Source organism: Chitinophaga agri, from assembly GCF_010093065.1.
GTDB lineage: Bacteria > Bacteroidota > Bacteroidia > Chitinophagales > Chitinophagaceae > Chitinophaga > Chitinophaga agri.
The window spans coordinates 2,698,515-2,713,989 of record NZ_CP048113.1 but is presented as its reverse complement, the minus strand read 5'-3'; the positions used below and the strand labels follow the sequence as shown (position 1 = coordinate 2,713,989).

Annotated in this window: 11 protein-coding genes; 9 read left to right on the top strand and 2 right to left on the bottom strand. The window is 46.8% G+C overall.

The window, feature by feature from the left end; genetic code table 11:
- The first annotated feature begins 6 nt into the window (after positions 1 to 6).
- The 9 genes from GWR21_RS10540 to hxsC all read left to right on the top strand — a co-directional run bounded on the left by GWR21_RS10540 (position 7) and on the right by hxsC (position 13,286).
- Entirely contained in the window at positions 7 to 3,660 is a 3,654-nt protein-coding gene (locus GWR21_RS10540; protein WP_162331706.1) for a SusC/RagA family TonB-linked outer membrane protein, read from the top strand.
- 19 nt (positions 3,661 to 3,679) lie between these two features.
- Positions 3,680 to 5,056, top strand: a complete 1,377-nt coding sequence (locus GWR21_RS10535) for a RagB/SusD family nutrient uptake outer membrane protein (RefSeq protein ID WP_238430294.1) — start codon at positions 3,680 to 3,682, stop codon at positions 5,054 to 5,056.
- A gap of 33 nt (positions 5,057 to 5,089) precedes the next feature.
- Positions 5,090 to 7,066 carry a TlpA family protein disulfide reductase gene (locus GWR21_RS31500; RefSeq protein ID WP_162331704.1) on the top strand — a complete coding sequence of 659 codons (1,977 nt, stop codon included), beginning with the start codon at positions 5,090 to 5,092 and terminating at the stop codon, positions 7,064 to 7,066.
- Between the two features lie 68 nt (positions 7,067 to 7,134).
- Positions 7,135 to 8,217 carry an alpha/beta hydrolase family protein gene (locus tag GWR21_RS10525; RefSeq protein WP_162331703.1) on the top strand — a complete coding sequence of 361 codons (1,083 nt, stop codon included), beginning with the start codon at positions 7,135 to 7,137 and terminating at the stop codon, positions 8,215 to 8,217.
- 443 nt (positions 8,218 to 8,660) lie between these two features.
- On the top strand, positions 8,661 to 9,398 hold the full coding sequence (locus GWR21_RS10520) for an SDR family NAD(P)-dependent oxidoreductase (RefSeq protein WP_162331702.1): 738 nt from the start codon (positions 8,661 to 8,663) through the stop codon (positions 9,396 to 9,398).
- A 166-nt stretch (positions 9,399 to 9,564) separates the two neighbouring features.
- On the top strand, positions 9,565 to 10,287 hold the full coding sequence (locus tag GWR21_RS10515; protein ID WP_162331701.1) for a peptidoglycan-binding domain-containing protein: 723 nt from the start codon (positions 9,565 to 9,567) through the stop codon (positions 10,285 to 10,287).
- Position 10,288: 1 nt separating this feature from the next.
- Positions 10,289 to 10,657, top strand: a complete 369-nt coding sequence (gene hxsD / locus GWR21_RS10510; protein WP_202929077.1) for a His-Xaa-Ser system protein HxsD — start codon at positions 10,289 to 10,291, stop codon at positions 10,655 to 10,657.
- Positions 10,658 to 10,659: 2 nt separating this feature from the next.
- Positions 10,660 to 12,162, top strand: coding sequence for a His-Xaa-Ser system radical SAM maturase HxsB (gene hxsB / locus GWR21_RS10505; RefSeq protein WP_162331700.1), 1,503 nt, complete (start codon positions 10,660 to 10,662; stop codon positions 12,160 to 12,162).
- A complete protein-coding gene (hxsC, locus tag GWR21_RS10500) occupies positions 12,162 to 13,286 on the top strand; it encodes a His-Xaa-Ser system radical SAM maturase HxsC (protein ID WP_162331699.1) in 1,125 nt (374 codons plus the stop codon). Before hxsB ends, hxsC begins: the two co-directional genes overlap by 1 nt.
- A gap of 52 nt (positions 13,287 to 13,338) precedes the next feature.
- On the opposite strand, the gene GWR21_RS10495 is transcribed toward hxsC, so the two are convergent.
- Positions 13,339 to 14,181 carry an oxidoreductase gene (locus tag GWR21_RS10495; RefSeq protein ID WP_162331698.1) on the bottom strand — a complete coding sequence of 281 codons (843 nt, stop codon included), beginning with the start codon at positions 14,179 to 14,181 and terminating at the stop codon, positions 13,339 to 13,341.
- Positions 14,182 to 14,268: 87 nt separating this feature from the next.
- Entirely contained in the window at positions 14,269 to 15,201 is a 933-nt protein-coding gene (locus tag GWR21_RS10490) for an AraC family transcriptional regulator (protein WP_162331697.1), read from the bottom strand.
- Positions 15,202 to 15,475: the final 274 nt, after the last annotated feature.

Sequence of the window (15,475 nt, the reverse complement as noted above, 5' to 3'; positions counted from 1 at the left end):
CAGGGCATGATCAATCTGAAAAAGGTTGCGGCCTTCTGCTGCCTGCTATTTTGCAGTTTGCAGATGTTTGCTGCCGTAACCCGCCAAAATCAACCAGGAATCTCGCTGAAAGAAGCGCTTAAAAATGCCTCTTCAAGGTTTCATGTATCTTTTATCTATGAAGATGAACTGGTCACCAATAAGACAGCTGCCTTATTGCCCAACGCCAGTTTTAAGAATGTAGAAGCTTATCTGGATGTTATCCTGAAGCCATACCATTTGCAGTTCAGGAAACTGAGTAGTACGCAGTACGCTGTATATAGTAAAGCTGCAGAACCTGCATCAAAAGATAAATCAAAAACCAGCCAGGTGGTACCGGAGGAAGCTGCAAAGTCACAGGCAGCTCCCGGTCAGCCACCGGTAAGGACTATTCAGGTGGAGATCAGCCAGGGTGAAGATGAACAAAGTAATTTTCGTACCGTAAGGGGCACTGTAACAGATGAAAATGATGCCCCGATCACTTCCGCTACTGTAAGAGTGCCAGGTACAAATGTGATGACGCTGACAAATCCACAGGGTGAGTATGTGATCAATACGCCATTGACCGCACGTAGTTTGCAGGTGTCCTGTATTGCTTACGAAACAAAAGATATTCAGCTGTCAAGAACGACCTGGTATGATGTGAAACTTAAAGACAAAACCGGTTATCTCAAACCTGTTGAAGTCGTTTCTACCGGTTATGTGAACCTGCCTAAAGAACGTGCAACTGGTTCATTCGGTGTAGTGACCGCAAAAGAACTGGAGAAAATCCCAACCGCCAACGTGCTGCAACGCCTGGAAGGACAGGTGCCTGGCTTACAGATGCAGGTGACTGCCGGCGATAACAGTTTTGTATATGATAACGTTACGCCAGCTATCGGTAGTAATACCAGGACGATCGGCCAGAACGATTATGGTGTGAATATACGGGGTACAACCACCCTCAGAAGTGAAAGAATGCCACTGATCGTAGTGGATGGTTTTCCTACTGAACTGGACCTGAAAACAATGAACCCAAACGATATTGAGCAGATCACTTTCCTGCGTGATGCCGCAGCTGCTTCTATCTGGGGTTCCCGTGCCGCGAATGGTGTGATCGTGATCACTACCAAGAAAGGCAGGATGCGTATGCCATCGGTTAACTTTTCTGTAGGTCTTGGTACGCAGTCCAGACCTTCCATCAGCTATCTGCCGCTCATGAATGCTGCTCAGATGCTGGATTTTGAAAAAGAGATGGTAGATAAAGGTGTTATCAATGCCGCTACATATAACCCGTATACTTCGGGTATCAAATATTATGTGACTGAAGGTACTGACCTGGCTTTCCAGCTGCGTAGCGGAAGGATCACACAGGCACAGTATGATGCAAGAGCAGCACAACTGGGTGGTATAAACAACTATGGACAAGTACAGGATTACCTGATGCAGAGCGCGACCAGCCAGAACTATAATCTGTCTGTAAGTGGCGGTTCCGATGTGCATACTTATTTCGTATCTGGTTCCTATGCCAAAGAACGACCGAGTAACGTGGGTAGCTCCGGAGAAAGGATCACGCTGACCGCCAACCAGGAGCTGAAGATCATTAAAAAGATCACCTTGTCGTTGAGCCTGAAAGGTTCCTTCTTTAACTATAAACAGAATGGCCGTGGCGCCAGTGTATTGCTGAATGGTGCGAATACCTTTATGCCTTACAATAGCATTGTTGGTGCTGACGGTAATCATTCCAAATATTATTATAACATAGGTCAACACTATGCTGACTCACTGGAAAACCTGGGATATAAAGACTGGTCATACGACTACCTGAATGAATTATCCCTGGTGAATAACAGCGCATCCGATAATAACTACTCAGGTACCCTGAGCCTGAATATTCCAATCTATAAAGGCCTGACATTTACAGGCTCCTATGCAACAGAACGTGTGAACTTTAAGAATGAAGTATTGAACGATGTTAATTCATTCTACACCCGCAATATTTATAACCTGGGTACGCTTATCCAGGGTGGGCGGCTGGTACACAATGTGCCTGATGGTGCTATCTTTATGAATAACTATACCACCCAGAACAACCATAGCATCAGAGGGCAGTTTTCCTTCAATAAGGGATTTGGTGGTATTCATGAACTGAATGCACTGGCTGGTGCTGAGACCCGCGAAACAAACGGTGGTGCTTCCACCTTCACCTTGTATGGCTACAATCCGGAGACAGGGATTCAGCAGGCGGTGAACTATGCGACTTATTACAACACTGTAGATGGTATCGGTTCTTTTGGTCAGGGCCCGACCCAGACTAATCGCAGAAACCGCTTCCTGTCTTACTTCGGTAATGCCGCATATACATTGATGGGAAGATATACCGTGTCAGGTAGCGTACGTTATGACGACTACAATAACTTCGGGCTTGACAGAAAATACAGGGCCCGTCCGTTCTGGTCAGCAGGCGCCAGCTGGAATATCACCCGTGAAGATTTCATGAAGGACCTTACCTGGATCACTAATCTGACATTGCGCGGTACGTATGGTGTGAATGGTAACATCAACCGTGAGCTGCGTCCTTTCACCAATATCTCCCTCGGTTCTTCCGACTTACAGACCAACCTTCCTTACGCCAGCATTACCGGTTTTGCTAACCCGGGACTTCGTTGGGAGAGCACGTATGTGACGAATGTCGGAATTGATTACTCCCTGTTCAACGGAAGACTGAGCGGTATGTTTGAGGTTTATAATAAGAACGGGAAAGATATTATCTATGACCTGGAGATCAATCCAACTTATCTCGGTTCTACCAACAGCTTGCAAAGAAATGGTGTATCAATGAATAATCGTGGTATAGACGTCGCAGTGAATGGTGCGATCATTGACAGCAAGCAGTTTGGATGGAGTCTGGGTGTGAACTTCTCTTACAATAACAACAAGATCACAGATAACCGTTTTCAGGCCACTTCGTCACTGTTCTCCAGCCTGTCCAATGCGGTACTCGATGGATATCCTAACGATGCCGTGTGGGTATACAGAAACGCAGGCCTGAGTAACACCGGTCTGACACAGATCTACAACGAAAAAGGAGAGAAACTGCTGCCGAATCAGAACCTGACAAGTGTGGATGCGCTGAAATATGCGGGTCGTCGTTCCGCACCTTACTATGGTTCTGTGAACAATACATTCCGCTATAAAAGCTGGTCACTCTATGCATTGATCACCTATAACCTTGGTAACGTGTTCCTGAAACCAGCTGTGAACAACTATCCAAGTGCAAGAAGATTCTTCTATACATTGACCAGCGACGTTGCTGACCGCTGGAGGCAGCCAGGTGACGAAGAAAAGACGATCGTGCCTGTAATGGGTAATGCTTATTCCAGTCAGGCAGCATTCCGATATGCATTCTCAGATGCCAATGTGCAGTCTGGCAGTTACGTTCGCTTCCGCGAAGTATCTCTCGCCTATCAGTTGCCGGAAGCGCTGGCAGGAAAAGTGTTTGCAAAGAATATCCGCGTAAGTGGTATTGTGCGTAACCTCGGTCTGCTCTGGAAGAAAAATGATCTGGGACTGGATCCTGACTTCGTTCCGACACTGGCAAGCAACATTATGCACCTGCCACCAACCAGAAACTACAGTCTGATGATCAACATTGGTTTATAATCACTGAAAAAGCCTGATGATGAAAAAATTAAATATAGCAGTTGCAGCACTCGGAACGATGTTCCTGGCTGCCGGCTGTTCCAAATATGTCGATATAAAAACCCAGGGTTCACTTATTCCTGGCCAGTTAGTTAACTATCGTTATCTCCTCAATAACACAGGTTCATTTGAAACTGGTGGTTACCTGCCTGACATCGCTTCGGCCGATGTGGATATAGTAGATAATGACCAGCAGGTAGGTGCATCCAGTTCTACCTACACCCTGTATTTCAGGAACTGTTATAACTGGCAGTCGCCGATCTATGAAAACTCACTGGACAGAGACAGGGACTGGGAAGCCTACTATAGCACTATCTATAATAGTAACGTGATCATCGCGGAAGTACCCGGTGTCGCTGATGGTACCGCAGAAGAAAAGGCTGCGCTGGTGGCCGAGGCATTAACACACCGGGCAGATGCTTATCTCAACCTGGTGAACGAATATGGGAAACCATATAAGGCAGCTACCGCATCAGCCGATCTGGGTGTGCCGCTACTGCTGATACCTACGCTGGATCAATCGCTGAGCCGCGCATCAGTTGCAGAGGTATACAGCCGTATTGAGGCCGATCTGAAAACAGCGGCGCTGTCGCTTCCACGTGCTACACAGTATAATACCATACCAGGTAAAGCTGCTGCATGGTCATTACTGGCCAGAATGTATTTACTGATGGGCAATTATCCTGCAGCGGGGCTTTATGCGGACAGTGCGCTTTCCCTCAAGTCCACATTACTTGATCTTACCACTGGTACAGTGCCGTTAAGGAGAAGCAATCCTGAGACGATTCTGGGTAAAATTGCAGGTACGTCATTTTCGTGGGCACCTACAACTTTGAGGCTCAGTCAGGAACTGCTTGACTTACTGGGGCCTGCTGATATGCGTTACCAGCTGTTCACGGCAGATGCTGCTTCTATGCTTGGTGCCGGGTATACTGGTCGTTTCTTCTCTTACGAAAGGATCAATTATGAGAACCGCAGCATCGGTACTTCTGTACCGGAAATGATGCTGATCAAGGCTGAAAGCCTGGCCAGAGCTGGTAATGCAGGTGCTGCAATGGACCTGGTGAATGCGCTGAGACAGAAACGTTTCCAGCCAGCGGACTATGTAGCGTTAAGCGCCGCCGATGCAAATGATGCCATCGTTAAAGTGGTACAGGAGCGCCGCCGTGAGTTCTTCTGTCGCTTCCTGCCCTGGTTTGACCAGCGTCGTCTCAAAGATGATCCGCTGTTCACAAAGACATATACACGTACCTGGCAGGGTGTTACGTACACCCTGGAGCCATCCGGTAACAGGTACACATTCCCGATAGCTCAATATTATATCAAACTCAACCCGGAGTTACAACAGAATCCTTAATCAGGGATCAGTGAATTATAAAAAAGGAAATCAATGAAATTATCCGGAAACATTTTTGTGCTGCTGGCTTTGTCCGCCGCGTTCAATGCAACTGCACAAACACACAAAGAGAGATTGGCCTACTCACCTGAACGCCCGGGTGTGGGAGATAAAGTGCATCTGACCTATCGCCCGGACAGTGCGATGCTGAAAACAGGTAAACCGGTTAAGGCAGTCGCATACTATTTTGATACGCTGTATCAATGGTCAGCGAAAGATCTGCCGTTGAAGAAATCAGCTAACAATGTATATGAAGCAGATGTCGTGACAGATTCTACCGTTGGTATGATCGCCTTCAAATTCAGGGCAGGTGAAGTAACGGATAACTATCATGATACTGGCTATGTGATCATGAATGCGAAGCCGGGTATGCAGTATAAAGGTGCTTATGCCGGTTGGGGGATGCTCCGTGCCACTAAATATGATATGGGGGTTCCGGGCTATTACAAGGATTTCCAGATAGGCGATACCGCGTTTTATTTCTGGCTGAACCAGGAAATAAGTTACCAGCAGGGGGCGGCCCGTCCGCTTGCCTATGCTTTTATAAAAGCGTATAGCAATATGGAGATGCCGGAAGGTGGCGCAACAGAATCGCTGCCGCGTGTACAGCGTGCTGCTGACTACCTGCTGCATGTACCCAATCACACGGAAATGGAATTGTATCAGCTGTCTATCATCGCAGAGCAATACATGAAGAACAAAGGACAGGCTGATTCATTACGTAATGTGATGCGCCAGCGTTATCCTAAAGGCATCGTGAACAAGAAAGAGGCATATCAGGCACTATCCCGTGAAAGAGATCAGAAAAAGAGCCTCGCCCTGCATGAGCAGTTTGTAAAGGATTATCCACAGGACTATGCCCTGGATAAACTGGCGGATATCAATTATGATCGTGTGTACAGGAATATATTTGCCAACTATATCGCTACCAATGACTCTACCTTGTTGCCAAAATATGCGACTACGGCTCCATTGAGCGCGTTGGCACTTGCTTACTATAAACTGATAGAAATACCTTACGATGACTGGAAGACAAAGTCGGCGAAAGAAGTATATCCGGCGGCCGCAAAGATCATGGAACAGGTGAATTACTTCAAATCACATCGTCCTGCATCGTCCTGGTATTTCTCTCCGGAAGAATGGGTAGAAGAATGTGACAGAATGTTTGCCAGAGATTATATTATCCACGCGGAGATTCTCCATGCAATAGGCATGGATAACGCAGCGATGGAACTGGCTGCTCAGTCGCAGGAACGTTTTCAGTATAGCATAGCGAAGCTGAACGAATTACAGGCAGAACTGTTCCTGAAAGCCGGTAAGAAAAAGGAATTATCGAACCTGCTGCATAACAGCGTACGTGTGAACCAGGCTTCCGGCAGAATATTCGAACTGCTGAAGAAAGAATACCTTGCTACACATAAGAATGCCGATGGGTTTGATGGATGGATCGCTTCTATGAAAGACGCACACACCATGGAGCTGATGAAAGAACATATCAGGGAAGGGATGATCAATCAGCCTGCTATACCTTTTAAATTGCAGCAGATGGATGGTAGTGAAGTATCACTGGAGTCCCTGAAAGGCAAAGTGGTGATACTGGACTTCTGGGCGACCTGGTGTGGCCCGTGTAAAGCAGCAATGCCAGGCATGCAGATGGCGCAGGAGCGTTTCAAAAATGATCCTTCCGTAGCGTTCTACTTCGTAGATACACAGGAAAGAGATCCACAGTATAAAGAAAAGGTGAAAGCATTCATCAAAGAAAAGAAATTTCCATTTAAGGTGTTATTTGATAACGGAGAAGAAGCTTACGCAGGGTATGCAAAAGCCATCCAGACGTCAGGTATACCTTTCAAAGTGGTGATCGATGCCAACGGTAATATCCGTTTTGCACAGGTGGGTTACTATGGTAGCCCAAGCGCGCTGGCCGATGAGATCAGCACGATGGTGTCTCTCGCACGGGAGATGAAATAATGGTTGATAAAACAAAGTAAAGAAATAATGGAGAGCAGTTCATCTGCTCTCCTGTAATTTTAGCACATATGAACTTTCTATATAGTTTACTGGTCACTTTACCTGCGTACTTCCAGCCTGCCAGCAGTGCTGTCGATACGCCTTATAAGTCTGTGCATGTGCAGTACTATAATGCAGACAGCAGTATCCGTTTTGGTGGTACGCTCACATTACCGGCTGTTAAAAAGAATTGCCCGGCAGTCGTGTTACTCTCCGGTACGGGGAAACAGGACCGGGACGGAACGATGGCCGGACATAAGATGTTCCTCACTATTGCCGACAACCTGACGAGGAACGGGATTGCTGTACTCCGGGTGGATGACCGTGGTGTAGGAGAGACGACTGGTCAGTATGAAACTGCCACCACCGCTGACTTTGCAAAAGATGCATTGACCAGTCTGCACTGGTTGATGAAACAGAAAGGCATCAACAGCAAAAAGGTCGGATTGATCGGTCATAGCGAAGGTGGTGCTGCGGCCTATATCGCTGCCGCGGAAAGCCATGATGTGGCATACATTATCACCCTTGCCGGACTGGCTACTCCCGGTCTGCAGGCAGTGAAAAGACAGAATGAACTGATCGTTAATACGGCCCCTATTTCTGATCAGAAGAAATACCGGTTCAACAGTATAAACGCCTTCATGTTTGATACGGTATATACCTACGCCCAGTCTCCGGATCTGGAGGCGCATATGCGTTCAGCATTCAGAATATGGCAGACGCAGGACAGTATCTATATGGCCACTCATCCCCAGGACCCTAACGATAAAGGACGGTTCTTTTTCCCGATGGAGTCATATGTCATGAATGCCACCGGTCCATGGTACCGCTACCATATCCGTTTTGATCCTGCTCCGTTCCTGGAGAAGGTACGCGTACCTTTTCTGGCTATCAACGGAGACAAGGATATCATGGTAGATGCGGCTACCAGTTTTGATTACATTCGTAAACATACATCCGGCAATCAGCATGTAAAGACCATTACTGCACCGGGACTAAATCACCTGTTCCAGCATTGCAACACATGTACGAATAGTGAGGTATATGAGCTGAAGGAGGAATTTGCACCAGAAGTACTGGACATGATGGTGAAATGGCTAAAGAGTAATTAGCAGTGATCTACTGGGAATAAATAGTTTGATAGAATAAGCCAGGCGCTCCGGACACTTAGTCCGGAGCGCCTGGCTTATTCTATCAAACTATCATTAAACTGTGATGTGTAGCCACTTTCTTTCTTCTGCAATATTCACCGTTTCTGGGCCGAAACTGTTGTACTTCTCCGGCTACTATCCGCTTTAAACCGGACGATAACTTTGACTGCGCGGCCACTGATCAGGGACTGGTCCATATTGATATTCTGTTTGATTACAAGCGGGTTATACGCTTTAAAGTGGGAGTAAGGGAAGACTGATAACAAAAATAACTGTGCTGCTATTTGCCAAATGGCAAATGTTATCCGGTGCCGGATGTGGACCTTTGGTGCATCGAAACAGATGTGAAAGAAATGAAAGCATTGTTTCAGACACATGTTTTTAACGCACAAAATTTACAGCACATGAAAACAGTACTGGTTACAGGAGCAAATAAAAGTATCGGTTATGAAACAGTTCGTTTACTGGCGGAGAAGGGCTACCGTGTTTACCTGGGCAGCCGTGATCTCAATAATGGTAAAGAAGCCGCTGCACGACTGAACGAAGATGGTACTAAACAGATCATTCCTGTTCAGCTGGATGTAACTGACCCGGCATCGGTTATGCAGGCCAAAGCATTTATTGCTAAAGACGCCGGAACCCTTGATATCCTCATTAACAACGCCGGTATCTTAGGTGAGTTTCCACAAACGGCTGTTGCCTCACCTGTGGAGAATCTGCGTAAGGTATTTGACACCAATTTCTTTGGAGTGATCACTGTCACACAGACCTTCCTGGAATTAATGTACGACAGCAAACAGCCAGTGATCGTGAATGTCACTTCAGGCCTCGCATCATTGACCTTACACAACGATCCATCCTGGGTCTATTATAGCTATAAGATAGCGGGTTATGGCCCATCTAAAAGTGCGCTGAATGCCTATACGATTGCACTGGCCTATGAGTTGAAGGATAAAGGTTTTAAAGTGAATGTAGTCGATCCTGGTCATACAGCAACGGACTTCAATCACCATACAGGAACTGGTAGCGTTGCAGATGCTGCCGCTTTTGTAGCTGATTACGCTGTGATGGAAGCAGATGGTCCTACAGGAATGTTTTTCAGTAAGGATATCGCTGCTGCCGATCGGGTAAGTTCCTGGTAATCATGGTAGCAGAGCGTTTTCTAGCCGGCAATGTATTTATTGCCGGCTTTTCTTTTATGTGCAGTGATCTGAAAACCGATGGATCAAATAAGGGGATTTTTCCTGTTTTTTCGTTTACGCCGGTCATTTACTTTTGACATGCAACAGGAAGCAAACATTATCCCCCATGAATAAAGAAAAATTCGGTTTCAACACCCTTATCAGAAAAAGCCTCGCTGTCATAACAGCTGCATTCAGTACCCTCAGCAGCACAAACGCGACCGCGAATCATCACTATGAAATGGAAAGTGATAAGAACATAGGCGTTGAGATGCATAAGAATGTACTAAAGCCCAAACTGGTGTTAAAGCTGAATGTATCAAATCCGGAAAACAGTTTTGTATTGATGCACCGCTCTCATAGCTCGCACCGGTCACATTCATCACACCGCTCGCATTCATCACATTATTCCTCTTCCTACAGCTCGGGGAGTTACTCATCATCCTCATCTTCTTCCTCTTCTTCAGCAAGCTATAATACCCAGCCCTCTCGTAGTACAGCCGGTTCCGGATCATCAGCACGAAAAACAACTATTTTAAATAGCGGTGCAGCCCGTCGTCCTTTGGTGTATACGCCTAAAGTAGACGCAATGACAAATCATGCGACCGTTGAATATGGGCAGGAAACAGCGGAGCTGCAACTGGGAGACCGCATATTGAAATGGGGATGTCAGGGGAATGATGTGAAGCAGCTACAGCAACTGCTCGCCCGTTTTAGCAGCGATATGCCTGTGACAGGGTTGTTTAAAAACCAGACGAAGCAGAACGTGATCCGGTTCCAGAAGCAGCATAACCTGGTGGCCAATGGAATTGTGGATGCAAAAACACTCAACGCTTTAAGAAATAAATAAAATGGAGCTGCAAGTAATGGACAATCGCCTGACCGCCATTGTCGATCTGGAGGTATATCCTGAACCCGTATTGTTTAAATGCCTCTATTGGTATACTAATAACTACGAGGTGGAAATAACGAAAGTCAGCACGGTTCAGTTAAAGTGTACGATAGCCCCGAAAGAGGCGTCCGCTACTACAGACTGGGACTACGTCATCTCCAGGCTGAGGAGAGATCTCGTGGATTTTAAATTACGGCAGATCGTGTCGGACGAAACAAAGACGATCAGAGAACTACTGATCGCTAAAGCATTTGCATATTATGACCAGGAGGACCTGCCTGCATCAGGTGTGACTGACCCCGTTGGATTTGATCCTCAAAGTATTTAACTATGGAAACAGTGTTCCTGCAGGAACGGCAGACCCGAAAATTCAAAGACAGCCATCACTATACTGCTGATACCGGCTATACATTATTACCATTCCGCTTTCACCGGCTGCCGGATGAAAGAGAGATCCTTGTCAATGAGATCGGCGATTACATGGTGCTGCCTGCCGGCACATGTGCACGCATTATTGAACGGAGAATAGACAGCACGCAGCCGGAAGATAAGGTACTGTATGAAGATCTCGTTGCCGGGTTCTTTATTACTGAACAGCCGGTCCCTGATCTGCTGGAAGTGATCGCTACCCGCTACAGGACTAAGAAATCCTTTCTCGACCATTTTACCTCACTGCATATTTTTGTTATCAGTCTGAGATGTGAACATACCTGTCATTATTGCCAGGTATCGCGGGTAACCAGTGACAGGAATAAATATGACATGAGCCGCGCTCATATTGATGCAGGGATAGACATGATGATGCAGTCTCCAGGCCGGAATCTGACAATGGAGTTTCAGGGTGGGGAAGCGCTGCTGGCATTCGATAATATTGTATATGCTGTTGAAAAAGCCAAACTAGCTGCGGTAAAGCATGGGAAGCAGCTGACCTATGTGATCTGTACCAACCTGGCACCGCTCACAGATGAGATGCTGGCCTATTGTAAGGAAAACAGTATACTGATCTCAACGTCCCTGGATGGTCCCGCTTTCATTCATGATAAGAACAGGCATAAGCCCAATGCCAGTAGTTATCAGCTGGCCGTTGATGGTATCCGCAGATGCAGGGAAGTGTTGGGAGAAGATAACGTATCGGCACTGACCACCAATACAAGACGCTCCCTCGACTATCCTGTGGAGATCGTAGACGAATATGTGGCTTTGGGATTCCGTAATATCTTTCTTCGTCCGATAAGCCCCTATGGCTTTGCCACAATGAGTGCTAACCGGAACAGGTATGAGACAGGCCGCTTCCTGGAGTTTTATAAAACAGCGTTGGATAAAATTATTGAACATAATCTGAACGGATACTTTATCCGGGAAGATTATGCTGCGATCATACTGAAGAAACTACTAACGCCATTCCCTGTGGGATATGTTGATCTGCAATCGCCCGCCGGGTTAATCAACAGCGTGATCGTATTCAACTATGACGGTGCAATATATGCATCTGACGAATCCAGGATGCTGGCCGAAATGAAAGACTTTACTTTCAGACTGGGCATATTGGGAGAGACTTCTTACAGGGAGGTCTTTTACGGAGAGAAAACACAGGCACTGACAGATGTCATGGTGAACGAGTCCCTCCCGGGATGTTCAGCATGCGCCTTTCAGGGCTATTGCGGGGCAGATCCTGTCTTCAACTATGCCACACAGGGCGATATGTACGGCTACAGGCCGGACAATTCATTCTGTCAGCGGAATATGCAGATCATCGAACATCTCATCACCTTGATGGAACAGGATAAAAGGATTGAAAAAGTATTTAGAAGCTGGATAACAGGTAAAAGCTGATGTTACTGAAAACAAAAGGTATTCCACATGGTATAGACCGTCCTGTAGTCGGACGGGTGACTTTCTCCGCCACCGGCAACGCGGAAATACTGATCAGTGATGCGTACAGTCATGAGACGATGAGGAGGTATAAAGCAGTGCTGTCCGGGCTGCCTCCCCTGTATGCTGATTCCTCTCCCGGTGTCTTTTCCATTGCGGATACCAGTCATCTGCATGAAGGGGATATTGTTGTGGCGCATTCCGATGGTGTGGTGAACACCGCCTATAGGGTGAACTCTGCACATAACTTTTTGCTGTTTACAGAAAGATGTAACAGTAATTGCCTGATGTGTTCTCAACCTCCGAGGGACAGGGATGACACAGATTATCTCTATCAGCTGCATAGCCAGACTATCCCGCTTATTCCGAAGGATTGTCAGGAACTGGGTATCACTGGAGGAGAGCCTACCTTACTGGGCGACCGGTTCTTTAAATTACTGACACAGATCCAGCAGGAGCTGCCGGATACAGAAGTACACTGCCTTACTAACGGACGATCATTTGCCTGGCAGGGCATGGCTGACCGGATGGGAGAGATGAACTATTCCCGGCTTATGTTTGGGATACCGGTTTACTCAGATTATCCTGCGCAGCATGACTACATTGTACAGGCAAAAGATGCCTTTCATCAAACAGTCAGGGGACTGTATAACCTCGCGAAGAAAAATGTAAGGGTGGAGCTGAGAATAGTGCTGCATCAGCAAACTATTCCGCGACTGGTCAAGCTGGCAAAATTCATTTATAAGAATCTTCCATTTGCGGAGCATGTCGCCTTTATGGGACTGGAACACCAGGGGTATACGCCTCATAATATCCGGAAATTGTGGATCGATCCCGAGGACTATCAGCAGGAATTGTCAGCAGCCGTACTTTATCTGGCTGACATGGGGATGAATGTATCTGTTTACAATGCACAGTTATGTGTCACACCTGGTGAGTTGTGGGAGTATACCAGAAGATCTATCTCCGACTGGAAGAACGTCTATCATGAGGAATGCAGCAGATGTGTGATGCAGGAGAAATGTGGCGGCTTTTTTGCCTCGGGTATGAAAATGCATAGCAGGGGTATACTTGCTTTTAACTGACCACCCATTGGCACCTGTATGACAGGTACTAATGGGTGGTGGTGCCTTCTCATTATCTGAAATCAGTGGACAATGTCACTTCTTTATTTGCTTCGATACCTGCCTGTAGCATCTGTACCTTGTAGTTGGCGAACTGCAGGGCATCTGATCCTAATAGCAATCTCAATGGCGGTTCACTCAGTCTGGAAGTACTGATGATCACAGCAGCTACCTTTTCCGGATCGCCGATCTGTTTGCCAGGTATATCTTCCTGGTGTTTACGTCTTTCCTCGGCCAGTTGTGTATAATCTGCCAGCGGATGTGCCGGATGTGCGATGGAGTTGCTGCTCAGGAAGTTCGTACGTACGTAACCAGGTTCTATGATGGTCACATGAATACCAAAGGGTTTTACTTCCTGTGCGAGGGCTTCGGAAATGCCTTCCACGGCAAATTTAGTACCGCAGTAGATACCCCATCCGGCACCAGCGATCAATCCGAACACAGAAGAGATATTGAAGATATGACCTGCACCGGTTGCCCTCATATGAGGTAATACCGCGCGTGTGACGTTTAAAAGGCCGAATACGTTCACATCAAAGCTCGCCTGTACTTCCTGACTGGAAGTCTCTTCAATCCCTCCAATCAGCCCGAAACCGGCATTATTCACTAAGTGATCAATAGTGGTGAATTTGTCAGCAGCTGCTTTCACCGCTGTGCGTACACTTTCTTCATTGGCCAGGTCAGCCTGCAGTGGCAGGAACTGTGCCGAGGTGTCGCCTACCGCTTTTTTAAGGTTGTCCAGGTTACGGGCAGTGGCAGCTACCTGGTATCCTTCCGCCAGTAATTGTTTTACCAGTATAAGTCCTATGCCCTGAGAGGCGCCGGTTACAAACCATGTTTTTCCTTGATTTCCCATTGTTTAAAATTTTATGATACAAAGGAACTAACATTGGTCCGGAGTGTATTTATTCAAACCACAGGTATATTTGCGAGTTTCAAATATTCACACGGCCATTGCCTTCTCGCGGAACCGGGAGGGAGACATACCCGCTTTTTTACTGAAGAAGGAAGTAAAGGCTGCCTGTTCTGAGAAGCCCAGCACATAGCTGACGTTTTTAATATCCCAGTCCGTCTGTGTGAGCAATACCTTTGCTTCATATAGCAGCCGTTCCTGGATGTGTTCCCTTAGGGGCTTGCCGGTCTGGTTCTTTACCAGCGAGTTCAGATAGTTGGGATGGACATGCAGTTGTTCTGCAAATTCAGCAGCTGTTTTGATCTTAACAGGTGTATCTGCTCCGTCTGTCTGGAAAGCGGACTCCAGCAGGGAAAGGAAGCCATGTATATACCGGTAGCTATCGGGAACGGCTACGTCCGCCAGGTTTTTCCCCGCCCGTTGTGCTTCGAGTAGTATCAGTTGCAGATGCAGGAAGATCGCTTGTTTTTTGTCTTCATTTTGTCCTTCTTCTTCCGCAAGGATCGCTTCAAAGTATTGATTTACTTTAATAGACTGATTATCTGATAATTGTACAACTGCCTGCGCTGGTTTAAAGTAGGGGTATTGCCTGAAGAGCTGTACGAGATGTGTGGCCTGTTCGAAGTAGTGGGGGTGGATCAGACAGAAATGTCCGCCTGTTTCTGCGGATGTCGTTTGCCAGGACATGATCTCGTCCGGATGCAGGAATGAGATGTCTCCGGCACTCATAAAATACTGGTGTAAGCCGACGGTCAGTATGCCGGTGCCGGAAGTGATATGGAAAATCTTATAGAACTGCCGGCGGTTAGGCGAAATATAATCCTTTACGGGATGCTGCTGCCGGTTCTTAATGCTGAAGTAGCTGGCATCATACGGATACTGTTCCACATTTAGGAACGGGACCTTAAAGTTCACCTGCGTAAATGCTTCCAGTTCCAGCCGGGGGATGTTTGATTGATCCATAAGGCAAAGGTACGCGATTCCTGTGCCTGGCAGGTATCATTATCAGGTATTACTGACAAGATACTGCCGGGCACAGGTATTTCTCTCTATCTCCAAAAATATTCTGATAAATACTAAAACTGCGGATGGCATGCACCAATACCTGCTAACTTTATTTGTATTACCACATCATGGAACTTTTGCCTTTTTCTTGTAGTACCGGGGAGCGTATCATGCGCTCCCCTTGCTCTGTAGGAAGGGCCCTGTATTTTCAGCAGGAACATCCCATTTCTCT